Source organism: Rhodoligotrophos defluvii (assembly GCF_005281615.1).
GTDB lineage: Bacteria > Pseudomonadota > Alphaproteobacteria > Rhizobiales > Im1 > Rhodoligotrophos > Rhodoligotrophos defluvii.
The window spans coordinates 320,743-341,531 of the sequence record NZ_SZZM01000005.1 but is presented as its reverse complement, the minus strand read 5'-3'; the positions used below and the strand labels follow the sequence as shown (position 1 = coordinate 341,531).

The 20,789-nt window shown below is 65.2% G+C and carries 23 protein-coding genes; 6 read left to right on the top strand and 17 right to left on the bottom strand.

The annotated features are described in order from the left end of the window. Positions 1-56: 56 nt before the first annotated feature. The 7 genes from E4P09_RS20780 to E4P09_RS20750 are packed head-to-tail and all read right to left on the bottom strand — an operon-like array spanning position 57 to position 6,356. Positions 57-1,487, bottom strand: coding sequence for an aldehyde dehydrogenase family protein (locus E4P09_RS20780; protein ID WP_137391538.1), 1,431 nt, complete (start codon positions 1,485-1,487; stop codon positions 57-59). After that, a complete protein-coding gene (locus E4P09_RS20775) occupies positions 1,484-2,095 on the bottom strand; it encodes a thiamine pyrophosphate-dependent enzyme (RefSeq protein WP_137391537.1) in 612 nt (203 codons plus the stop codon). The genes E4P09_RS20780 and E4P09_RS20775 overlap by 4 nt, the downstream gene beginning before the upstream one ends. Next, positions 2,092-2,613 (bottom strand): decarboxylase, encoded by a 522-nt coding sequence (locus E4P09_RS20770; protein ID WP_137391536.1) that lies wholly within the window; start codon positions 2,611-2,613, stop codon positions 2,092-2,094. The genes E4P09_RS20775 and E4P09_RS20770 overlap by 4 nt, the downstream gene beginning before the upstream one ends. Then, the gene (locus E4P09_RS20765; RefSeq protein ID WP_137391535.1) at positions 2,610-3,335 is read right to left on the bottom strand and encodes a 4-carboxy-4-hydroxy-2-oxoadipate aldolase/oxaloacetate decarboxylase; all 726 of its coding nucleotides are present in this window, start codon (positions 3,333-3,335) and stop codon (positions 2,610-2,612) included. The genes E4P09_RS20770 and E4P09_RS20765 overlap by 4 nt, the downstream gene beginning before the upstream one ends. Further along, a complete protein-coding gene (locus tag E4P09_RS20760) occupies positions 3,332-4,048 on the bottom strand; it encodes a PIG-L deacetylase family protein (RefSeq protein WP_137391534.1) in 717 nt (238 codons plus the stop codon). Before E4P09_RS20760 ends, E4P09_RS20765 begins: the two co-directional genes overlap by 4 nt. Beyond that, positions 4,045-5,187, bottom strand: a complete 1,143-nt coding sequence (locus tag E4P09_RS20755; RefSeq protein ID WP_137391533.1) for a 4-oxalomesaconate tautomerase — start codon at positions 5,185-5,187, stop codon at positions 4,045-4,047. Before E4P09_RS20755 ends, E4P09_RS20760 begins: the two co-directional genes overlap by 4 nt. 17 nt (positions 5,188-5,204) lie before the next feature. Next, positions 5,205-6,356: a pyridoxal phosphate-dependent aminotransferase gene (locus E4P09_RS20750; RefSeq protein WP_170984532.1), complete on the bottom strand. Its 1,152-nt coding sequence runs from the start codon at positions 6,354-6,356 to the stop codon at positions 5,205-5,207. 246 nt (positions 6,357-6,602) lie between these two features. Here E4P09_RS20750 and ehuB point away from each other — a divergent pair, with 246 nt between their 5' ends. The 6 genes from ehuB to E4P09_RS20725 all read left to right on the top strand — a co-directional run bounded on the left by ehuB (position 6,603) and on the right by E4P09_RS20725 (position 11,249). Continuing rightward, positions 6,603-7,484, top strand: a complete 882-nt coding sequence (gene ehuB, locus E4P09_RS20745; protein WP_137391531.1) for an ectoine/hydroxyectoine ABC transporter substrate-binding protein EhuB — start codon at positions 6,603-6,605, stop codon at positions 7,482-7,484. A gap of 80 nt (positions 7,485-7,564) precedes the next feature. Further along, positions 7,565-8,218, top strand: a complete 654-nt coding sequence (gene ehuC / locus E4P09_RS20740; RefSeq protein ID WP_137391530.1) for an ectoine/hydroxyectoine ABC transporter permease subunit EhuC — start codon at positions 7,565-7,567, stop codon at positions 8,216-8,218. Beyond that, positions 8,218-8,868 carry an ectoine/hydroxyectoine ABC transporter permease subunit EhuD gene (gene ehuD, locus E4P09_RS20735; protein WP_205042231.1) on the top strand — a complete coding sequence of 217 codons (651 nt, stop codon included), beginning with the start codon at positions 8,218-8,220 and terminating at the stop codon, positions 8,866-8,868. The genes ehuC and ehuD overlap by 1 nt, the downstream gene beginning before the upstream one ends. After that, positions 8,865-9,635 (top strand): ectoine/hydroxyectoine ABC transporter ATP-binding protein EhuA, encoded by a 771-nt coding sequence (gene ehuA / locus E4P09_RS20730; RefSeq protein ID WP_137391528.1) that lies wholly within the window; start codon positions 8,865-8,867, stop codon positions 9,633-9,635. Before ehuD ends, ehuA begins: the two co-directional genes overlap by 4 nt. Positions 9,636-9,661: 26 nt before the next feature. Continuing rightward, positions 9,662-9,859 carry a hypothetical protein gene (locus E4P09_RS26070; protein WP_170984531.1) on the top strand — a complete coding sequence of 66 codons (198 nt, stop codon included), beginning with the start codon at positions 9,662-9,664 and terminating at the stop codon, positions 9,857-9,859. Continuing rightward, positions 9,846-11,249, top strand: a complete 1,404-nt coding sequence (locus tag E4P09_RS20725) for an amidase (RefSeq protein ID WP_170984530.1) — start codon at positions 9,846-9,848, stop codon at positions 11,247-11,249. Before E4P09_RS26070 ends, E4P09_RS20725 begins: the two co-directional genes overlap by 14 nt. Here the strand turns inward: E4P09_RS20725 and E4P09_RS20720 are convergent. The 10 genes from E4P09_RS20720 to E4P09_RS20675 form a co-directional block, all read right to left on the bottom strand. After that, complete coding sequence (locus E4P09_RS20720; protein WP_137391526.1) at positions 11,242-12,123, bottom strand: LysR substrate-binding domain-containing protein; 882 nt, start codon at positions 12,121-12,123, stop codon at positions 11,242-11,244. The two genes, E4P09_RS20725 and E4P09_RS20720, sit on opposite strands and share 8 nt — an antisense overlap. A 166-nt stretch (positions 12,124-12,289) precedes the next feature. Continuing rightward, a complete protein-coding gene (locus E4P09_RS20715) occupies positions 12,290-13,228 on the bottom strand; it encodes an alpha/beta hydrolase (RefSeq protein ID WP_239025295.1) in 939 nt (312 codons plus the stop codon). A 13-nt stretch (positions 13,229-13,241) separates the two neighbouring features. Continuing rightward, a complete protein-coding gene (locus E4P09_RS20710; RefSeq protein ID WP_487392616.1) occupies positions 13,242-14,093 on the bottom strand; it encodes a glycine betaine ABC transporter substrate-binding protein in 852 nt (283 codons plus the stop codon). A 70-nt stretch (positions 14,094-14,163) separates the two neighbouring features. After that, positions 14,164-15,012: a glycine betaine ABC transporter substrate-binding protein gene (locus E4P09_RS20705; protein WP_487392615.1), complete on the bottom strand. Its 849-nt coding sequence runs from the start codon at positions 15,010-15,012 to the stop codon at positions 14,164-14,166. Positions 15,013-15,096: 84 nt separating this feature from the next. Then, positions 15,097-15,825: an ABC transporter permease gene (locus tag E4P09_RS20700; RefSeq protein WP_137391622.1), complete on the bottom strand. Its 729-nt coding sequence runs from the start codon at positions 15,823-15,825 to the stop codon at positions 15,097-15,099. A 62-nt stretch (positions 15,826-15,887) separates the two neighbouring features. After that, positions 15,888-16,976: an ABC transporter ATP-binding protein gene (locus tag E4P09_RS20695; RefSeq protein ID WP_137391522.1), complete on the bottom strand. Its 1,089-nt coding sequence runs from the start codon at positions 16,974-16,976 to the stop codon at positions 15,888-15,890. Continuing rightward, entirely contained in the window at positions 16,973-17,635 is a 663-nt protein-coding gene (locus tag E4P09_RS20690; RefSeq protein WP_137391521.1) for an ABC transporter permease, read from the bottom strand. The genes E4P09_RS20695 and E4P09_RS20690 overlap by 4 nt, the downstream gene beginning before the upstream one ends. A 29-nt stretch (positions 17,636-17,664) precedes the next feature. Next, positions 17,665-18,345, bottom strand: coding sequence for an isochorismatase family protein (locus E4P09_RS20685; RefSeq protein ID WP_137391520.1), 681 nt, complete (start codon positions 18,343-18,345; stop codon positions 17,665-17,667). Next, the gene (locus E4P09_RS20680) at positions 18,346-19,650 is read right to left on the bottom strand and encodes a M24 family metallopeptidase (protein WP_137391519.1); all 1,305 of its coding nucleotides are present in this window, start codon (positions 19,648-19,650) and stop codon (positions 18,346-18,348) included. Between the two features lie 118 nt (positions 19,651-19,768). Beyond that, a complete protein-coding gene (locus tag E4P09_RS20675) occupies positions 19,769-20,764 on the bottom strand; it encodes a GlxA family transcriptional regulator (RefSeq protein WP_137391621.1) in 996 nt (331 codons plus the stop codon). Positions 20,765-20,789: the final 25 nt, after the last annotated feature.

Here is a 20,789-nt window from a genome sequence, read left to right as displayed (position 1 = left end):
TTGTCGGTGGGGCGTGGGGCCGCGCCAGTACCGGCCAATGGCAAGCCTGGCCGCCGTCAGGGATTGAGGGTGATCAGGCGTTCTTCGGTGTATTCGCGGATCGCATAGCGCGGGCCCTCATGCCCGAAGCCGCTGTCCTTGACCCCGCCGAACGGCATGCCGTCGGCCCGGGCGCTCGACGTCTCGTTGATATGCACCGAGCCGAAGCGCAGTCTCGCCGCCGCCGGCAACGCTGCACTCAAATCCCGGGTGAACAGGCCCACCAAAAGGCCGTATGGGCTGGCATTGGCGGCATTAATCGCCTCGTCGAGATGATCAAAGGGAATGACCGAGAGCACCGGCCCGAACACCTCCTGCTCCAGAACCTTGGCGCCAGGAGGCACCTCGGTGAGGATCGTAGGCGCATAGACTGCATCCTGCCGAAATCCACCGCAGCGGCTGCAGGCGCCCGCCGCCCTCGCCTCCTCGACCCAGGCTTCGATCCGCCGGGCCGCAGCCTCGGAGATCATCGGGCCGACCCGCGTTTCCACAGCGCGCGGATCGCCCGCCGGCATGGCCTGGGTCTGGCTCACCAGCGCCGAGAGCACCTCCTCGTAACGGGGCCGCTCCACATAGAGCCTTTGCACCGACGTGCAGACCTGCCCGGCCTTGCGGAAAGCGGCATTGGCAATCTTCGGAATTGCCCGGCCGAGGTCTGCATCGCGGCAGACGATGGTGCTGGCGATGCTGCCCAGCTCGAGTTGGGTGCGGCGCAACCCCGCCGCAGCCTGGATCAGGCGCCCCGTGCGGGTGCTGCCGGTGAAGGTGTAGAACCCGATCCGTTGATCCGCCAGCAACAGGCGTGCGGCCTCGCCATCCGCATCATGGAGCACCGCGAGCAGGCCCGCAGGCAGCCCCGCCTCGACCAGGAGCTCTGCGATCATCACCGCGGAGAGCGGCGTGAAGCCCGAGGGCTTCAGGATCACCGCATTGCCTGCGGCAAACGCCGGCCCGATCTTGTGCAGCACCACGTTCAGCGGCGAGTTGAACGGTGTTATGGCGCAGACGATCCCGATCGGGCTTCGGATGGTGAAGCCGATGCGGTTCTCCTGTCCGGGCGACGCGCCGAAGGCCACGACCTCGCCCACCAGGCGACGCGCCTCCTCCGCGCAGAGGCTCAGGGTGAGCACCGCCCGATCCACCTCGTTCGCTGCATCGGCCCGGGTGAAGCCCGCTTCGGCGATCATCGTTTCGGCGAAGACGTCGCGCCGATCGGCAAGAAACCGGGCCGCCTTCGCCAGAAACTCGAAGCGCCGGGAGGGCGGCGGCACGTCGGTCCGGGACGCCCGCTCGGCCGTGGCTATGGCCAGGTCCACATTGGCGGCATCTGCGGTTTCGACGTCCGCCAGGATCGTGCCCCGATATTTGTCGAGCACCGGGAAGACACCGCCGCCGCCATGGAACGCACCGGCAATGAACGAGCGTATGGTGCCGCCGCAGGGCATCATTGGCCGGCCGTTCGGCGGGTGCCGAGACCACGCATGAAGCTGTCGCGGATCCAGCTGGGGTCCCGGTCCGTGGGACCGCCGCCAGGCGCATCGTCGATCTTCGCCGCGATCAGATGCGGACGGTCAGCGCGTAGCGCTTCATCGAGGAGCGTTTCAAAATGGTCGGGATCGGAAGCCCATCGGCTGTCCGGCAGGCCGCAGCCGCGCGCCACCGCCACCAGATCGGTGCCGTGGCGGGTAGCGGTGGGCTGCGATCCGGTGATCTGGTAGCAGCCATTGTCCATCACCAGAAGCGTGAGGTTGGCTGGCTTCAGCATGCCGATGGTGGCGAGGCAGCCGAGCTGCATGAGCAGCGAGCCGTCTCCCTCGATGGCCACCACCCGCCGCTTGGGCTGCGCCAGAGCGACGCCGAGGGCGATTGGAAAGGCAAGGCCCATGCTGCCGAGCATGTAAAAATTCTGCGGCCGCCGACCCGCCGTCCACAGGTCGAAATTGTTGTTGCCGATGCCGCCGATCACCGCTTCCTCATGGGTGAGCTTGGCCACGAGCCGGGCGGTGAGATCGAGCCGGTTCATGCGGGCGTTGTCCGCTGTGGATGCGGGCGTCATGAGGCGCTGTCCTGTCGTGAGGGATGGGTCAGCAGCGGCGAAAGGATCAGAGCGGCCGGTGCCTGTGTCGCGATGGCCTGAGCGATGGTGCGGTCGACCTGGAAGTCGAGCTCGTCGAACCGCGCGAGCGTGTGATGCTCGATGCCAAGCGTCTCCAGCTGCGGCCGCATGGTGCGGCACACGATCGCCTGCCCAAGGTTGAATTCACCGAGGGTGCCCCGCTCGGAGATCATCATCAGCAACGGAATTTGATAGGGAACCGCCAGCGAGGCGATTACATTGCCGACCGTGGCAAAGCCGCTGGTCTGCATGAGCACGATGCCGCGCAGGCCGCCCATCCAGCTGCCACAGACGATGCCGACCGCCTCCTCCTCGCGCGTGGTTGGGAAGGCCGTGAAGAAGCCATCCGCTTCCACCGCCCTTATCAGCGGCGAGAGCACCTTGTCCGGCACATAAGCAACAAGCCGGATGTCGTTGCGCTTGAGCACGTCGACGACAGTTTGCGACCAGCGGGTCATTGCCCCTCCTTCAGCGCGGCCGCGGGCCGTTCCAGCTCGCTCGCCTCATTCACATAAACCAGGCCCTGGGCGGCCAAGGCCTCACGCATTCCGTAGATGTCGAGGCCGAGCTCGCCGGACTTGAGTCGCTTGCGCACCGCCTCTTCCTTGGCCAGGCGTTCCGCGCATTTCTTCGCGACATCAGCCGCACCCGCTCGCGGGACGAAGACCACGCCATCATCATCCGCGATAACCACATCGCCCGGGTTCACCAGCACGCCGGCAACCACCACTGGAATGTTGACCGCGCCGAGCGATGCCTTGACGGTGCCTTGAGCGCTGACGGTGCGGCACCACACGGGAAATCCCATCTCCCGCAGGCTCGCCACGTCCCGGCAGCCCGCATCGATGACCAGCCCACGCACCCCGCGCGCCATGAGCGAGGTGGCCAGGAGCTCGCCGAACATGCCGTCGTAATTGTCGGAGCTGAGGCCGACCACGAGCATGTCGCCGGGCCGGCACAGCTCCACCGCCACATGGATCATCCAATTGTCGCCCGGACGGGCCAGCACCGTGACGGCGCTGCCGGCGGCGGCACCACCGGGCCAGGCCGGCCGCAGATAGGGCTTGGCGAGCCCGGTGCGGCCCTGTGCTTCATGCACCGTGGCCACCCCCGCCGCGCCGAGCTCGGCAACGACGCTCGCTTCGACGCGCGGGATATTGCGGATCGCGACCGGCCTCATCCCAGCACCTCGGCGAGATCGGGAAACACTCGCTGATAGGCTTCCCCATAGACCACCTTGCGCCCGGTATTGCGGGCGGCCTGGTTGCCGCGCTGCAGGGCCGCGCGGGTGTAATATTCCCAAAGATGCTCCTGCGCGGCCATGCATTCGAAGGCCCGGCGCTTCTTCTCCCAGACTGGGCCAATGTCGAGGAACACGTCCGGCTTCCACTGGCACTGCTCCGGCTGGTGCGGCTCGAACAGATAAACCGGCGGGGCACCAAGCACCGCACTGCCGGGCTTGTGACCGTGGGCCTGAGCGATGATCCGCGCTTCCTGCGTCAGGTGCGTGGCCAGCGGGTGGTCGAAATTGTAGGGGTCAGCCAAGGAGTGCGACAGCACGAAGGCCGGCTGCAGGTCGCGTAAATGGTCGACCAGGGTGAACAGCAGTTCCCGATCCACGGTGAGCGGATAGTCGCCGCGGTCGAGAAACACGACCTCGCAGCCGAGGATCGCGGCGGCCGCTTCCGCCTCCTTGCGGCGTTCGCGCTTGACCACCTCTTCCGTCATCCCCCGCTCGCGCCACAGCTTGGCGGACTCGCCGCGCTCGCCGAAGGAGAGGCAGACGACCCGGACGTGATAGCCGCGCTCCGCATGCAAGGCGATGGCGCCGCCCGCTCGCCACACGAAGTCAGCTGAATGGGCGCTGACAATGAGCCCCGTCTTTGCAGTCATGCGGCGTCTCCCATCCGTATCTTGCCGTCTTGAAACCGGTTGCCTTGCCCCGCCTCCGGCCATGCGGAGCGAGGGATGGCGACGGCGCCGGCGAACAGCCGCCGCGCCGTCCTGATCAGCGCCGCCTTGCGCACTTGTGGACCGTCCGTCGTCATCCCGATGTCGAGGTCCACGGTGAACTCCCCGCTGGGATGCTCGATCGACAGGAGCCCTGCCGTAGGCCGACCCGCCATCTCGTGGGCGATCGAGCCTTCCAGCGCACAGGCGGTGGCAACCGTGACCGCGCCCAGAACGCCGATGCTGGCGTGACACACATGCGGGATGAAGGTGCGGGTATTGATTGCCCCACCGGCCCGCGCCGGCGAGATCAGCGTCATCTTAGGGATCGGCTTCTCTGCGACGTCGCCGAGCCCCATCATGCGGCCGGCCTTGAGACGGATAGGCTCCAGCTTGGCGGCAAGCGCCTTGTCCGCATTCAACGCGTCGCGGCTCTCATAACCGGAGATGCCGAGGCTGTGCGCCGGCAGCACCACCACCGGCATGCCATTGTCGATGAGCGTGCAGGGAACACCGTCGATGATGTCCATGGACTTGCCCGTGGGCAGTAGGGCCCCGCAGACGGATCCGCTGGTATCCCGAAATGCGATGGATATGGGCGCGTGGCCGCCAGGCACGCCGTCAATCCGCGTATCACCCACGTAGGTCAACTGGCCGCCCGGCGTTTGCACCGTGATGTCGGCCATGGTTCCGGTGTTCAGCGTCAGCACGCGCACCGTCGTCCGGTCCGCGCTCGGGGAAATAAGCCCGCGCTCGATGGCAAAGGGCACGACAGCGGCCAGCATGTTGCCGCAGTTGGGTGTGGTATCGACCAGGGCCTTGTCCACGCTGACCTGGGCGAACAGGAAATCGAGATCGACATCCCCGCGCTGCGAGCTTGAGACGATGCCTACCTTGCTGGTCAGCGGATCTGCCCCGCCGACCCCGTCGATCTGCCGGACATCCGGCGAGCCCAGCGCAGCAAGCAGCACCTTGGCGCGCGTTTCGCTGTCGGTCGGGAGGTCGGACGCGAGGAAGAATGGGCCTTTGGAGGTGCCGCCGCGCATCAGCGTGCAGGGAATGTCGATGAGACCGGATGTCATGTCGCCCTCATCTACCCTCACGCGAGGCCCGCCGCGGCGATCCGCCGGAGGGCTTCGTCGATCTCCTCGTCCGATGCCGTCACGCTGAGGCGCAGATGCCCGGCGCCAGCGCTACCGAAGGCCGAGCCCGGAACGGTCGCCACGTCGAGCTGGTCGAGCCAGCGGGCGGCGAGCGCCCGGTCGTCCGTATCGACCGCCGGGAATAGATAGAAGGAGGCATCCGGCGCGGTGCAGCGGATGCCGGCAACCGCATCGAGGCGCGCGGCCGCATCGCCCTGCCGACGCCGGAACATGGCGCGGTAGCCCGGCACCACCTCGTCATAGAGTTCGAGCGCCTTGAGCCCGGCCGCCTGCACCGCCCCCGGCACGCAATAGACGGAATGCTGCATGAAGCGGCTGATCGGCTTGGTGAGCCCCGGCGGCACCGCCAGATGACCCAGTCGCCAGCCGGTCATTCCGAATGTCTTGGAGAAACTGTCCACCACGAAGGTGAACGCCCGGCCCTTTCCCGTTCCCTGGGGCGACGGGAAGGATGGCCCATGCACCAGGTCCGAATAGACCTGATCGAAGATGATCCAGAGATTGTGCCGGTCGGCGAGCTCGACCAGGCCATCGATCTCCTCCCGGCTGATCACCCGACCCGTCGGGTTCACCGGAGAATTGATGATCATGGCCACGGTGGCCGGCGTCACCGCCGCTTCCATGGCGGCAAGGTCGAGCCGGTCGAGCATGGGTAGCAGCACCGGCTTGCCGCCGCAGAGCTCCACGCAGGGGCCATAGCTCACCCAGCCGGGCTCCGGCACCAGCACCTCGTCGCCCGTCTCCACGACGCCCATCAGAGCGGTCAGGAGGGCGAACTTGCCTCCGGGCGTCACGATGATGTCGTCTTCCTTGAAAAGCACGCCGGACCGCCGCTGCTCGTGAGCGGCAAGCGCTGCCCGCAGCCGTGGCTCGCCGAGAACCGGGGCATAGCGGGTATCGCCGGCCTTGAACGCATCGTAAGCGGCCTCAATGATGCGCGGATCGGTCGGAATGCCGGGATCTCCACTCGCGAGGCTGAAGATTCGACGCCCGCTGGCTCGCGCCGCCCGCACCTTTTCCGTCATCTCAACAGTCGCCGAGGGCCGTAACTGCGCCACCCGCCGGGAGATGCTCCGTTGCCGCTTCATCTGTCCGTTTCCATGCATCGCACTGCCCCGTGCTGTTTCCCCATCTATGGTCGTGCTGTCATTTTTGTCAACAATTTTGTCGCGCGAAATGCACATCCAGTAAGAAAGCAAAAACTCCGCCTTTTCCAAGTGAAAATTAACACCGCTTGACAAAGATGACAAAATTGTCGTCAATTTAGTGAGCGGCCAGGGACACCCGTGGGTAGGCCAGCCAAATGCGACAAAAGCAACAAAGGGGACGAACAAATGCCGATGACCATCCTGCAGATCGGACGTGCACTAACATCAGCGCTGGCCATTGCTTCAGCGCTTGTCGCCGCGAGCGTCACCGCGCAGGCCGACACGCTCACCAAAGCACGCGAGAGCGGCACGCTGCGGGTCGGCGTCGCCAATGAGACGCCTTTCGCCTATATGACGCCCTCCGGCGAGCTCACCGGCTTCGACATCGAGGTGCTCAGGCACATCACCGCCGATATGGGCATCAAAAATCTGGAGGGTAGCGTCACCAATTTCGGCGGGCTCATTCCCGGCCTCGTCGCCAAGCGCTTCGACCTGGTGACATCGGCCATCTATATCCGACCCGACCGCTGCAAGCAGGTTGCGTTTGCCGAGCCGCTCTATGTTCTCGGTGATGCGGTGGCTGTTAAGGCCGGCAACCCGAAGAAGATCCACAGCTACAAGGACATCGCTGCCGATCCCACCCTCAAGCTGGCCAACACGGCGGGCGGCACAGGCCTGCGCGACAATGCCAAGGCCATGGGCGTCAAGGACGAGCAGATCGTGACCATTCCCGATGACGCCAGCGGCTACACGGCGGTCAAGTCGGGGCGGGCCGATGCCTATACCAACGTCGCCATCGTGCTCGAAACCCAATTGCGCAGCCTGAATGATCCGGCGCTTGAGCGCGCCCATCCCTTCGAGCAGCCTGTGGTCGACGGCAAGCCGCGCTACGGCTTTGCCAGCTTTGCCATGCGGCTGGAGGACAAGGCACTGCTTGACGAGATCAACAAGCGCCTCGTCGCCTTCCGCGACACGCCCGAATATGCGGCGCTCATGGACAAATACGCGCTCACGCCGGACGATGCCGTCAAGCCGGGGATGACGACCGCCAAGGCTTGCACAGAATAGCGTGCGCCCGGCAAGCAAATGACGCACCGGCTCGAACGGAGCCGGTGCCGCGCGTTATCGCTCAAGGCGAGTACGGCCCCATGTCCCTCATCTACGAAGCGCGCTGGCTCTTCCTGGACGGTGCGCTGACCACCATCAAGATCACCGTGGCGGCGAGCCTCCTTGCGCTCGTGCTGGCCTTCATCGCCGGGCTGGCCCGCCTTTCGCCTTTCGCGCCGGTTCGGTGGGTGGCGCTCGCCTATATCGAGATCTTCCGCGGCGTCGCCCTTCTGGTCCAGCTGTTCTGGCTGTTCTTCGTGCTGCCCTTCTTCGGCATTCACCTGGAGCCGGTCTTCACCGCCATTCTCGCGCTGGGCCTGTGCAACGGCGCCTATGGCGCGGAAATCGTGCGCAGCGCCATCGCGGCGGTGCCGCGCGGACAAAGGGAAGCAGCCTGCGCGCTCAACTACACCCGTTGGCAAACGCTCTGGAAGATCCTCATCCCCCAGGCCGTGCCCCTCATGTTGCCACCCTTCGGCAACCTGATGATCGAGCTGCTCAAGGCCACCGCGCTCGTGTCGCTCATCACTGTGCATGACCTGACCTTCCAGGCGCTGACCTTGCAGCAGACCACTATGCGCACCCTGGAGCCATTCGCCGTGGTGCTGGTCGGCTATTTCCTCATCGCCCTGGTCATCACCGGCCTGTTCCGGGCCGCCGAATGGCGCGTGGCCCTGACGGGAGGGCGGCGATGATCCCGTTCGATTTCGACTATGCGCGGTCGATCCTGCCGCTGCTCCTCGAGGCCTCCGTCATCACCATCGAGGCAACCGTCGCATCTTTCGCGGTCGCCTTGGCGGTGGGCCTGATCCTGGCCTTGCTGTTGCGGCTGAAATGGCGCCTGGTGCGCTGGCCGCTCTGGGGCACCATGCAGTTCATCCGATCGACGCCGCTGCTGGTGCAGCTCTATTTCCTGTTCTTCGTGCTGCCCGACTTCGGCATCGCCATGTCGCCATTCGTAACCGGCGTCATCGGACTGGGCCTCCACTACAGCTGCTACATTGCGGAGGTCTATCGCGCGGGCCTCGAGTCGGTGCCGAAGGGCCAGTGGGAAGCGGCCACCGCCCTCAACTACGGGAGATCTGCCGCAATGCTGCAGATCATCCTGCCCCAGGCGATCCCGCCGATCATTCCGGTGCTCGCCAATTACATGATCGCGATGTTCAAGGACACGCCGATCCTCGCAGCCATCACGGTGATCGAGCTGATGCAGAGAGCCAACATCATTGCCACCGAGAAATTCCTCTATGTGGAGCCCATGACGCTCGTCGGCCTGCTCTTCCTCGCCATGAGCCTGGTTGCCTCCGCCGGCGTGCGTGTCCTGGAAGCGAGGCTAGCCCGATGAACCCGATCATCAAGCTCACCGATGTCCGCAAGTCCTTCGGCCCGCTCGTCGTGCTGGACGGCCTGAACATGGTGGTCGAGCGCGGCGAGAAGGTCGCGCTGATCGGCCCCAGCGGCTCGGGCAAGTCCACGGTGTTGCGGGCGATCATGACCCTCGAGCCCATCGATGGTGGGGAGATCGAGATCGACGGCGAGCCCCTTTGGCATATGCGGAAGAACGGCAAGCTCGTGGCTGCGAACGAAGCGCATCTGCGCAAGATGCGCGCCAAGGTCGGCATGGTGTTCCAGCACTTCAACCTGTTTCCCCATTGGTCGGCGCTGAAGAACGTCATGAACCCGGTCTGCACCGTGCTCGGGCTGGCGAAAACGGAAGCGCAGGCGCGCGCCGAGGAGCTTCTGGCGCTGGTCGGCCTGAAGGACAAGCTGCACGCCCTGCCCAGCAGCCTTTCGGGCGGCCAGCAGCAGCGGGTGGCGATCGCCCGGGCGCTGGCCATGCGGCCGCGGGTGATGCTGTTCGATGAGGTGACCTCGGCGCTGGATCCGGAGCTGGTGGGCGAGGTGCTGAACGTCTTGCGCCTGCTTGCCCATGAGCACGATCTCACCATGATCATGGTCACGCACCAGATGGGCTTTGCCCGCGAGATCGCCGACCGCGTGCTGTTCTTCGAGAAGGGCCGCATCGTCGAGGAAGGCAAGCCGCAAAAAGTGTTCACCGCGCCGGAAAGCGACCGCACCCGCGCTTTCCTCAATGCGGTGCTTCAGGGTTGACAATGGAGCAGACGATGGAGCCTTCGATGGCGGCATTGCTGGCGCTACAGGGCGTGGTCGACGCCGATTGGTGCAATCCGGCCAATGCCGCGCTGGCCCGCAAGATCAACGGGCGCGCCATGGCCATCGCCCAGCGCGAGATGGAGCCGGGCCTCTCCGCGAGCGACTTTGTGGCGCTGCTCGCCGCCGCCGCACGCCGGGCTGAAGCCGATGCACGTTCTTGAGCTCGACCTCACCGAGCTTGCGGGCCGGATCGCCTCCGGCGACATCAGCGCGCAAGAGGCCACCAGGGCCAGCCTCGATGCGCTCGACGGGCTGGGCCGGGCGCTGAACTGCACGGTTGCCACCTATCGCGACGAGGCTATGGAGCGCGCGGCCACGGCAGATCGGGATCGCGCCCGCGGCATCAGCCACGGGCCGCTCCACGGCGTGCCCATGGCCCACAAGGATCTGTTCGATGTGCAGGGCCGCGTCAACGCTGCCGGATCCCTCATTCGCCGGCACCATCGGGCGACTGGTACGGCAACCGCGATCCGCAGGTTGGACGCCGCCGGCGCGATCAATGTGGGGCGCCTGCACATGGCGGAATTCGCCCTGAGCCCCACCGGCTATAACGGCCATCTCGGACATTGCCGCAACCCGTGGAACCCGGACTTCATCACCGGCGGCTCATCCAGCGGCTCGGCAGCGGCGGTGGCCGCCAGGCTCGTTCCGGCCTCGCTCGGCTCCGATACCGGCGGCTCCGCGCGCATCCCGGCCGGCGCCTGCGGCGCGGTCGGCCTCAAGCCAACCTATGGGCTGATCCCGAAGGATGGCGTGACGCCGCTCTCCTCCTCTCTGGATTGCATAAGCCCGATCACCCGCAGCGCGGCCGATTGCGCCCTGCTGCTCTCCGTGGTGGCCGGGCCGGCCGCCACAGACCCGGTGACCACCCATGCGCCGCGCGTGGACTACATGGCTGCGCTCGACAAGGGCGTGGCGGGATTGGTGATCGGCATTTTGCCGGACCGGGCCCTGGCCCGCGTCGATCCCGAAATTTCCGCCATCCTGGACGCGAGCATCGAGGCGTTCAGAGATCTGGGGGCGCGGATCGTGGAGGTGGATATCGGCAGCCTGGAGCCGATCAACGACCTCAACCGGGTCGTGCTCGTGGTCGAGGCCGCCGCCTATCACGGCCGGGATCTCTCCACCCGGCCGCGGGACTTCTCGGCCCATGTGCTGAGCCGCCTCGAAACCGGGCTCTACATGCCCGCCACCCGCTATGCCGAGGCGCTCACCCTGCGCGGCAAGCTGGCGCGCCGGTTTGTGGAGCATGCATTCACCGAGGCTCACCTGCTGCTCCTGCCGTGCATGCCCGTGCCGGTGCCGACCATCGCCTCCGATGCGGATGGCCTGACGGGCACTGGCGCCAGCGACATCATGGATTTCACCCGAGCCATGAATTTCCTTGGCATTCCAGCCGCGAGCATCCCGGCCGGCTTCACCGCGAACGGCCTGCCCGCCAGCTTGCAGCTGGTCGGCCGGCATTTCGACGAAGCCCGCATCCTCGCCGCCGCCCATGCCTTCCAGCAAGCTACGGACTGGCACCGGCAGGCACCGGCCTTGGTCAGATAAGGGCGAGGAAACCCTCGGCCATGGCCGAACGGTTGCGCCCATGGCTCAAGAGCCAGACGGCAACCGTCGCATCGCTCTCCGCCAAAGGGCGAATGGCCAGATCGGGATGGCTGAGCCGGCTCAGGCCCTGCGGCAGGATCGCAACGCCGAGGCCCGCTGCAACGAGGCCGATCATGGTGCTATTGGCATTGGCCAGCTGGCTGATCCTGGGCTCGAAGCGCGCCCTGTGGCAGAGGTCCAGAACCACGCGCGGCAGCACCGCCCCCATTTTCTCGCCATAGAAGACGAAGGGCTCCTCCGCCAGGCTTGCGACAGGCAGCGGCCCCTCCCCCCGGCTCAAGGGATTGTCGCGCCGCATCGCCACCACCAGAGGCTCGTCCACCACCCTTCGCGATACGATCTCCCGCGGCAGGATCGGCGCGTCGATGCTGCGGACGATGGCAATATCCTGGCGTTCCTCCATGAGCGCCCCGATCTGCTCGCGGCTTTCAAGCTCGTTCAGCACGAGATCGACGCCGGGAAATTTGGCCCGATAGGCCCGTATGGCCTGCGCTACTTCCGGCACCAGCGGCGCGGAGGGAAACATGCCGATGCGCAATTCGCCCAGCTCACCCCGCTCAGCCCTACGGGCGACCGCTGCCGCCCGTTCCGCCTGCTCGATCACCGCGCGCGCTTCCCGCAGGAACAGGCGTCCGGCTTGCGTCAACACCACCCGCCGGTTGGTACGCTCGAACAGCGTGGTGCCGAGCTCCAGCTCCAGCTGACGGATCTGCTGGCTGAGCGGCGGCTGCGAGACGTTCAGCCGCTCGGCGGCGCGGCGGAAATGCAGCTCCTCCGCTACCGCCACGAAATATTTGAGATGCCGCAGTTCCATTCGCAAAACATATCATATGCACCGAAACAAAGTAGTATACAGTATCGCTGGAAGGCCTCGATCTCAGGGTGAAGCGGCGGTGTAGCACGGCTCGGCGACGCCGTCGCACATGGATGGAAATGAGCTAAGAACCTTGGATACTGCCTGGTGCAGGCCTCTGACAGCCTTAGAGACCGTCCGACCCGAGCGCCTTCACAGCGGCGGTGAGGCGCTTGAAACTCTCACGCGCTTTCACCGACATGTGCCGCGCGCGCAGAAAGCCGTGGGGAAGCCCCTTCTCCTCATGGGACCACGCCAATCCGCCCGCGGCTGTCAAGCGGTCGCGATACGTTGCGCCGTCGCAGCAGAGCGGATCGCATTCCGCCGTGAAGATCACGGTCGGCGGCAACCCGGTAAAATCCGGATCCGCGAGCGGCGTAAAGCGCACATCGCGGGATATGTCTGCGCCGCCTGCGCGCATGGCTTCGTACCGCTCGAGATCTGTCACGGAAAGCAGCGGGGCGTCCCTGTGATCGACATAGGAGCCGCGGGTCTTGTCGCCGCCCAGGCTAGGATAGACAAGCACCTGGCCGGCGGGCGAGCGCGCGTGGCCACGGGTATGATGGGCGACGGAGGCCGCGAGCGTGCCGCCCGCCGATTCTCCCACCAACACCACCGGCAATGTATAGGCGGTGGCGGCCCAGGCGAATGCCGCCATGGCATCGTCGAATGCGGCCGTTCCTGCATGCTCCGGTGCAAGGCGGTAGTCGACCGAGATCACGACATGCCCGGTTCCGGCGCAGAGCTCGGCGCAAATGTCGTCATGGGTGTCAAGGTCGCCGAGGACAAAACCGCCGCCGTGGAAGTAAAGCACCAGGGCGGATGCTTCATTTCCGATTGAACGATACGTTCTGATCGGGATCCGTCGATCGCTGGCGTCGATGAACGAATCCTGAGCCGTGATACCTGCCGGGCGGCCTGCATGGAATGCCGCCGACATCCGGCGATAGATCTCCCGGTTGCGTTCGATGGGAAGATCGAGCGCATCCGGGGGGTAGAAGGCGTTGATCCGCTCGATGAAACGCCAGACCTCCGCATCGAGCAATGTTCTGTAGCCCGGGTTCACCGACGAGGCACGCTCAGATGAGGCCGGCCTGCTTGAGGTAATTGCGCGCCACCTCTTCGACCGACTTCTTCTCAACATCCACCTGGCCATTCAGCCGCTGCATCGTGGCATCGTCCAGCTTGGTCGACAGGGATTCGAGGGTCTCCTTGAGGTCGGGATGCGCGTCCAGCGTTTCCTTTCGCACCACCGGCGCCAGCGCGTAATTGGGGAAGAACCCCCTGTCGTCCTTGAGCAGCACCAAGTCCATCGCGGCGATGCGCCCGTCGGTGGCGCCGACGGTCGCCACGTCGATATCGCCGTTGGCCAGGGCCGGATAGACGAGCCCGATCTCCATGGGTCGCACATTCGCGCGGCCCGCTTTGAATCCGTAAGCCTTCTGCAGGCCGATGAGACCGTCCTCGCGCTTGGGAAACTCGGCGGTCGTGCCCATCAGCACCTCCTTGCCGTCATTATAGGCTTTGGCGAGGTCCGACAAGGTGGTCATGCCGTCGGTCTTCGGATTGTTCTTGCGGATGGCAAGGGCATAGGTGTTGTTCGCGTTCGATGGCGCGAGCCAGACAAGTCCCTTGGCGCCGTCGAGCTCCTTGACCCTCGCATAGGTCTGTTCCGGACTGAGCTGCTCGGTTACCTTGTTGAAGGTGACGAGAGACGTGCCCGTATATTCCCAGTAGAGGTCGACCTCCCCGCCCTCCAGGGCCGCGCGCACGATATTCGTGCCCATGTTGTCCTTTTTCTCGACCGTGTAGCCCTTGCTTTCCAGGAGCTGCTTGGTCATCTCCGCCACGAGGAACTGCTCGGTGAAATCCTTGCCGCCCACCGTGATACTGGCTGCCATGGCGACCGCACTCAGCGCGATCGACAGCATAGCGCCAATGATCGCGATCCCGAAGGTTCTGGGGAGTGTCATCTGATCTCTCCTATGCTGTCATTAAACCTCAGCTGAGGCCGTTCTCCCTCAGGAAGTCGGTCGCGACCTCCTCCACTGTCTTCTTATTGACGTCGACCTCGGCATTGAGCCGCTGCATGACGGAGTCGTCGAGCTTGGCGGCAAGGCCCTCGAGGATCGGCCGCAGATCCGGGTTGGCCTCAAGCACCTCGGCTCGCACTACCGGCGTCATGGCGTAGTTCGGGAAGAAGCCCTTGTCGTCCTCGAGCAGCATCAGGTCCATCGCCGCAATCTGCCCGTCGGTGGCTTGCGCCGAGATGACGTCGAGATCACCGTTGGCAAGCGCCCTGTAGGCGAGCCCCAGATCCATCGGCCTGACATGCTCACGCCCCGCCTCGAAGCCATAGGCCTTCTGCAGGCCGAGGAGCCCGTCTTCCCGCTTGGGGAATTCGGCCGTCGTGCCCATAATCAGCGGCTTGCCGGCGTTATAGGCGGCGGCCATGTCGGAGATGGTCTTCAAGCCGTCCGTCTTCGGATTGTTCTTGCGAACCGCCATGGCGTAGGTGTTGTTCGCCTTGGAGGGCGTGAGCCACACCAGGCCCTTTTCGCCATCGAGCTGCTTCACCCGCTCATAGGTCTGTTCCGGCGAGAGCTTCTCCGTCACCTTGTTGAAGGTGACGAGAGAGGTGCCGGTATATTCCCAATAAAGGTCGACCTCGCCACCCTCCAGCGCCGCACGCACGATCTTCGTGCCCATCCCATCCTTCTTGTCGATCTTGTAGCCCTTGCTCTCCAGCAGCTGCTTGGTGATTTCGGCGATGATGAGCTGCTCGGTGAAGCCTTTGCCGCCGACGGTCAATTCCTTGGCGAAAGCAGCTGGCGCAATGGTCATCAGCATCGCCGACAGGATGATGGTGACTAACCTAGGTAGAATGGTCATCTCGGTCCTCCTCCTCTTCTGTTATTTCCCGTGGTTGACCTCTCACCGGAGCGGATTTATCCCTCGCGGCACCAAGTAGTATTGCAGCCGGCCGACAATGAAGTCGGTGGCAACTGCGAGCAGTGCGGTTGGAATGGCACCCGCCAGCATCATCGGCAGCTCGTCGAGGGCAATGCCGGTGAAGATCAGCTCACCCAGGCCTCCGGCGCCGATCAGGAAAGCCAGCGGCGCCGAGCCGACGCAAATCGCCAGCGCCGTCCTAATGCCGCCGAAGATCACGAACAGGGCATTCGGCAGCTCCACACGCCAGAACACTTGCCACGGCGTCATGCCCATGCCGCGGGCCGCCTCCAGCAGATAGGGCGGAACGGCACGCAGACCGGTGAAGGTATTCCGCACGATCGGCAGCAGCGTCGCCGCCCAGAGCCCGAAAACGGCCGGCACAGTGCCGATGCCCAGAACCGTCATCGACAGCGCAAGAATGGCCAGCGTCGGGATGGTGGAGCCGAGATTGAACACCTGCAGGATGAGTTCGGAAACCTTGCGGAAAGCGGGGCGCGCCAGCAAAGCCCCGAACGGCACGCCCGCAAGGACCGCAAGTCCGCCCGCCCAGGCGACGAGCTCGACATGCTGAACGGTGAGATAGGTGATGTCGTCCCAGTAGCTGAGGATCTCGGCCGGCATGCCGCTGGACCAGGCCCAGGCAGCGACCAGAAGCCCGATGACCAGCCAGATCAGCATGGCCATGCGGCCGGGGGCGCCCTCGGGCATGGCCGCCCTGGCCACGGCTTTCCGCGAGGCCGGCAGGTCAAGGCGCTGCGTGCCGGCTTCGCTCATGACGCGGACCTCGAGCGAGCGAGGCTGTCGACGATCGAACGATGGGTCAGGACGCCCTTGAGCAACCCCCCGTCGTCGACACAGGGCAGCACCGTCATGTCTTGCGCGAACATCAGGGAAACGGCGCTGCGCAGGTCGGCCGAGACCGGCACCGTCGCTCGCACCGGCTGAGGCTCGAGCGCTCCGTGCTGGACATAAGCGGCCGGGCGGCCTTCGCCGTCGACAAGGATGGCGGCCGGCAGGCCGGATCGCTGCATGATGTCCCGGGCCCGCGCGACGTCCCCGGCCTGGGTCACGCCATCGCCGGTCACCATGGCGTCCGCCACGCGCACCAGCCGCAGCTGCTTGAGCGCCCGATCGCTGCCCAGGAAGCTTTCGACGAAGCCGGTGGCCGGCCTGGCGAGCAGGCGCTCGGGGCTCGCGAACTGCTCAAGCCTGCCGGCCCGGAAAATGGCGATCTTGTCGGCCATCTTCACCGCTTCGTCGAGGTCGTGTGAGACGAAGATGATGGTCTTGCGCAGCGTCTGCTGCATGCGCAGGAACTCATCCTGGATCACCTCGCGATTGATCGGATCGATGGCGCCGAAAGGCTCGTCCATGAGCATCACGGGCGGGTCGGCGGCAAGCGCCCGCAGCACGCCCACCCGCTGCTGCTGGCCGCCGGACAGCTCGCGGGGATAGCGGTTCATGAAGATCGCCGGCTCCATGCCGACCAGCTCCAGGAGCTCGCCCGCCCGCGCCCGCGCCTTGTTCCTGTCCCAGCCCAGCAGGTCCGGGACGGTGCAGATGTTGTCGGCCACCGTCTTGTTGGGAAACAAGCCGACCTGCTGGATGACGTAGCCAATGGTCCGCCTGAGCTGGATCGGGTCCACCGAGGCCGTGTCGCGGCCGTCTATGAAGATCTTGCCGCTGGTCGGCTGCACCAGGCGGTTGATCATCTTCATGGTGGTCGTCTTGCCGCAGCCCGAGGGGCCGAGAAGCACGCAGATCTCGCCCGCCGGGAGTTCGAGGCTGACATCGTCCACCGCGGTGATTTCGCCGTCGCGCGTCGGAAAGACCTTCCTGAGATGCTGGAGCCGGATCACAGCACGACCTCGCTGCGGATGCCTCGCGACGTCATGAGGCGCTGAAGGAGCGCCAAGGCGAGGTCAGCTGCAATGGCGAGCAGCGAGACGCACACCGCCCCGGTCACGAGCTGGCGAGGATCCGACTGGCTGATGCCGCGCGAGATGAACACGCCGAGCCCACCCGCGCCGATATAGGCGGCGATGGCGGTCACACCGATATTCATCACGACGGCCGTGCGGATGCCGGCCATGATCACCGGGGCTGCCAGCGGGATCTCGATCTGGAAAAGCCGCTGCCCCGTGCTCATGCCCATGCCCTTCGCGGCCTCTCTCAGTGCCGGATCGACATTGGCGATTGCGGTGTAGGTGTTGCGGATGATGGGGAGCTGAGAGTAGAGGATCACCGCGATCACTGCGGGCACATAACCGATGCCATGGCCGATCGGCGACAGCAGGGGGATCATCAGCCCGAACAGTGCGATCGAGGGGACCGTGATCATCATCGAAGCGAAGTAGAGCACGGTGTCGGCGGCGGTTTTCGACTGTGTGACCGCGATCCCGATTGGAACGGCGGTCACGACGGCAATCGAGACGGCAACGAACACGATGGAGATATGCTGCAGCGTTCTTTCGCCGATCAGGTCGATGTTCGCCATCATGAACTGCAGAATTTCCATCGCAGCGCCCTGTCAGAGATGCATTCGGGTCAAAGACTCCGATAAAGCGGTTCTGCCGTCTCGAAAGTGAACCGCAGCGGCACCGAGCCTTCGACCTGCCAAACCTCGACGGTCTCGCCGTCGAGAAGCCGGCACGCCCCGTCCGTGTCCGTCACGGCGCCGCCATAGAGCCGGTTCGCCAAGTTGAGCACGCCCGTCTGGTGCATCGCGGCCGTTCCGCTGCCGCAAGCATCCTTGACCAACAGCACCCGCAGGCCGGCGGCGATCGCATCCTTGACCGTGGCGTCGACACAGGCCTCGGTCCAGACACCCGCCACCACGAGCCATTCAACCCGCCTCTCCGCCAGCGCCATGGCGAGCTGCGGGGACCCGAAGGCACTCGCCTCCGATTTCACGAAATGCAGCTCGCCCGGCGCCGGCGCGACCTCCGGGCAGAGCGCCGTCCAGGGATCGCCCTTGGCGCTGAAGGCCGAGCGCCCATCCGCCATAACCGGATGAAACGACTTGGCCTCGGCGGCAAGGTCGACCACGTAGGAGCAGTGGCAGAGCAGGACACCATTGCGGCGTTCCGCCTCCTGCAGCCGCCGCACATTCCTAAGCACGCTCTCGAACCCCGCCACGAGATAGCGTGGATCCTGTCGATGCTCCTCCTGGAGATCGATGAACAGCCCCGCGGTCCTGGCTGGGTCGATCGAGAGCGGGCGCCTCATTTACACCTGCCCGTTCAGAAATTCGTCCTCGTAAGGGAAGCGGGACAGGAGCTCCGTGCCGGTCTCCGTGATCAGGATCTCGTCCTCGAGCTTCACGCCCTCGCGGCCGCCCTTCTCGCCGATATAGCTCTCGACGCTCACCACCATGCCGGGGAGCAGGATCCCATCGCGTCCATAGGTCTCGTAATCCATGGCATGCGCGATGAAGGGCGTTTCGCCATGCATGCCCACACCGTGCATGACGGAGGTGTAGCGCTGGTCGACGAACCGGTCCGGGATCTTCCAGGCCTTCTCGGCGATCTCGCGGAAAGCCATTCCCGGCTTCACGATGGCGATATTGTGCTGCACCTGGTCGTAGGCCATCCGGTACAGCAATTTCTGATATTCCGTCGGCTTGCCCGGACCGCAGCGGAACGTGCGGGAGAAATCCGAGAAATAGCCGTAGCATCCGATCGTGTCCGTATCGAGCGCGACCAGCTCGCCGGGCCTGATCTTGCGCCCGCTCGCCTCGTTGAACCACGGGTTGGTGCGCTGTCCCGATGAGAGGAGCCGCGTCTCAATGAACTCGCCGCCCTGGCGGATGACCTCATGATACATGATGGCGAACAGCTCGTTCTCGGAAACGCCCGGCTTGATCGCCTCGCGCACCGCCGCCACCGCGGCCTCGGCGCCGGCCATGGACACCTGCAGGCACTTGATTTCCTCGGGGGTCTTCACCGCACGCACGGCAAGAATCTCGGCCTGGCAGTCCTTCACGACGGCGCCGCGCTTCTCCAGCGCCAGTGCCTGAATATGGCTGCAGCGATCCATGCCCAGCTTCATCGACCCACCGCCATGGGTCTTCAGGAGATCGATGATTTCCTCGGCGAACGGCCCGGCGGTTTCGTCATCGCGACCGGAGACCGAAGACCACACGAGCTTTGAGGGACGTGCCTCGTCTATCGTGTCGAGCACCATGGAGACGTGATAGCTCTGCGGGTACTCGAAGAGCACGATCGGCCCCTCGGTCGGGATGAAGAAGTAGCGCGTGGAGTTCCGTAAGAAATAGCCGAACATGTTGCGCGAGCCGGTCGCATAGCGCTGGTTATACGGATCGAACAGGACCACGGCGCCGTAGCCCGCCTCCGCCATCCAGTCGCGCAGCTTCTTCAGCCTGCCTTTGCGCAGCGCATCCGCGTCGATGAAGGACGGCTCCGTGTCCGACAGCCACATGCCACCGGCCGGATCGGCTGCGGCCGGATGGCGCATGCGGTCCGAGAAATCGACGTCCTCAACCTTGTCCGGATCAAAAACCACAATGCTCATGCGTCACCTCCACCCCGGCAGCATGGCGGATTAGAACTGTTCTCGTTATTCCAAAACCCGCAAATTCTGTGCGGAATTCCGCAACCTCCCTGATGCGCATGCCTGCGGTGCCCCCAATTCACTCAGCGGCCCGGGCTCCCCTGGTCCGGGCGGGCGAGCAGCCGAACTGCTCCTTGAACGCCCGCGAGAAGCTCGAGGCGTTCCAGAACCCGCAGCAGAGCGCGATCTCTCCGATCTGCAGCGTCGAGTGCGCCAGCAAGTCCGCCGCCCGCTTGAGGCGGAGGCGCCGGTAATAGGCGCTCGGCGCCGTTCTCAGCTCCTGCTGGAACGCGCGCTGCAGCTTGTCGGGCGAGACCTTCAGCCTGTCTGCGAGCTGCGCCATGGTGAGGTTGTCCTCGACCGCGTCCTCCATGATGGCGACCGCCGAGAGCACGAGCTCATTGCGGATCCCGGTGCGGAGCCTGAGCGGCATCATCCGCCGGTCCACGCTGGAGCGCAGCGGGCTGTGCACGTACCATTCGGCCACGCCCGCCGCGAGCGGTGCACCGAAATCCTTGCCGATCATGTCCAGCATCATGTCGAGACTGCCGACACCGCCTGCGGAGGTGAACCGCCGCCGGTCGATGACGTAAAGGTCGCGGCGCATCTCGAGATGGGGAAAGGCTTCGCTGAACGCAGCCTGGCTCGTCCAGTGCAGCGTGCAGGCATGCCCGTCCAGCAGGCCGTGCCGCGCTAGGAAGAAGGCTGCATCCGCCACCGCCCCGATATGGGCGCCGGCGCGTAGGTTGCGCCGGATCCAGGCGGTGGCATGGTCGGCGACGACATGGTCCGCATCCCCGCCCGAGCAGACGACGATCCGATCCACCAAGGGTGCATTGCGGGCGGAATGATCGGGTTCGATGCCCACGCCGTTGGACGCAAAGAGCTTGCCGTCGCCTGGCCCGACCGTGATCCAGGAATAGCAGGGTTTCCCCGCAAGCAGGTTCGCAGCCCGCAGCGGCTCGATCACCGAGCTGAAGGCCATGAGCGGAAAGCCGGGGAAGACGAGCACGGCGAAGCGGATCTCGCGTTCCGCCGATGACGGCAGTGAAGAGACGATCCGGTTTTTCTGCATTTCCGATGTTGCCGGCATGATGTCC

Excerpts from the sequence above, each read along its gene's own strand:
- E4P09_RS20760 (WP_137391534.1), bottom strand. The coding sequence starts at position 4,048 with ATGACTGCAAAGACGGGGCTCATTGTCAGCGCCCATTCAGCTGACTTC.
- E4P09_RS20765 (WP_137391535.1), bottom strand. The coding sequence starts at position 3,335 with ATGAGGCCGGTCGCGATCCGCAATATCCCGCGCGTCGAAGCGAGCGTC.
- ehuB (WP_137391531.1), top strand. The coding sequence starts at position 6,603 with ATGCCGATGACCATCCTGCAGATCGGACGTGCACTAACATCAGCGCTG.
- E4P09_RS26070 (WP_170984531.1), top strand. The coding sequence starts at position 9,662 with ATGGCGGCATTGCTGGCGCTACAGGGCGTGGTCGACGCCGATTGGTGC.
- E4P09_RS20720 (WP_137391526.1), bottom strand. The coding sequence starts at position 12,123 with ATGGAACTGCGGCATCTCAAATATTTCGTGGCGGTAGCGGAGGAGCTG.
- E4P09_RS20775 (WP_137391537.1), bottom strand. The coding sequence starts at position 2,095 with ATGACGCCCGCATCCACAGCGGACAACGCCCGCATGAACCGGCTCGAT.
- E4P09_RS20700 (WP_137391622.1), bottom strand. The coding sequence starts at position 15,825 with ATGCCCGAGGGCGCCCCCGGCCGCATGGCCATGCTGATCTGGCTGGTC.
- E4P09_RS20685 (WP_137391520.1), bottom strand. The coding sequence starts at position 18,345 with ATGAGGCGCCCGCTCTCGATCGACCCAGCCAGGACCGCGGGGCTGTTC.
- E4P09_RS20770 (WP_137391536.1), bottom strand. The coding sequence starts at position 2,613 with ATGACCCGCTGGTCGCAAACTGTCGTCGACGTGCTCAAGCGCAACGAC.
- E4P09_RS20725 (WP_170984530.1), top strand. The coding sequence starts at position 9,846 with ATGCACGTTCTTGAGCTCGACCTCACCGAGCTTGCGGGCCGGATCGCC.
- E4P09_RS20755 (WP_137391533.1), bottom strand. The coding sequence starts at position 5,187 with ATGACATCCGGTCTCATCGACATTCCCTGCACGCTGATGCGCGGCGGC.
- ehuA (WP_137391528.1), top strand. The coding sequence starts at position 8,865 with ATGAACCCGATCATCAAGCTCACCGATGTCCGCAAGTCCTTCGGCCCG.
- E4P09_RS20675 (WP_137391621.1), bottom strand. The coding sequence starts at position 20,764 with ATGCAGAAAAACCGGATCGTCTCTTCACTGCCGTCATCGGCGGAACGC.
- E4P09_RS20710 (WP_487392616.1), bottom strand. The coding sequence starts at position 14,093 with ATGCTGTCGATCGCGCTGAGTGCGGTCGCCATGGCAGCCAGTATCACG.
- E4P09_RS20705 (WP_487392615.1), bottom strand. The coding sequence starts at position 15,012 with ATGCTGATGACCATTGCGCCAGCTGCTTTCGCCAAGGAATTGACCGTC.
- ehuC (WP_137391530.1), top strand. The coding sequence starts at position 7,565 with ATGTCCCTCATCTACGAAGCGCGCTGGCTCTTCCTGGACGGTGCGCTG.
- E4P09_RS20680 (WP_137391519.1), bottom strand. The coding sequence starts at position 19,650 with ATGAGCATTGTGGTTTTTGATCCGGACAAGGTTGAGGACGTCGATTTC.
- E4P09_RS20690 (WP_137391521.1), bottom strand. The coding sequence starts at position 17,635 with ATGGAAATTCTGCAGTTCATGATGGCGAACATCGACCTGATCGGCGAA.
- E4P09_RS20750 (WP_170984532.1), bottom strand. The coding sequence starts at position 6,356 with ATGAAGCGGCAACGGAGCATCTCCCGGCGGGTGGCGCAGTTACGGCCC.
- E4P09_RS20780 (WP_137391538.1), bottom strand. The coding sequence starts at position 1,487 with ATGATGCCCTGCGGCGGCACCATACGCTCGTTCATTGCCGGTGCGTTC.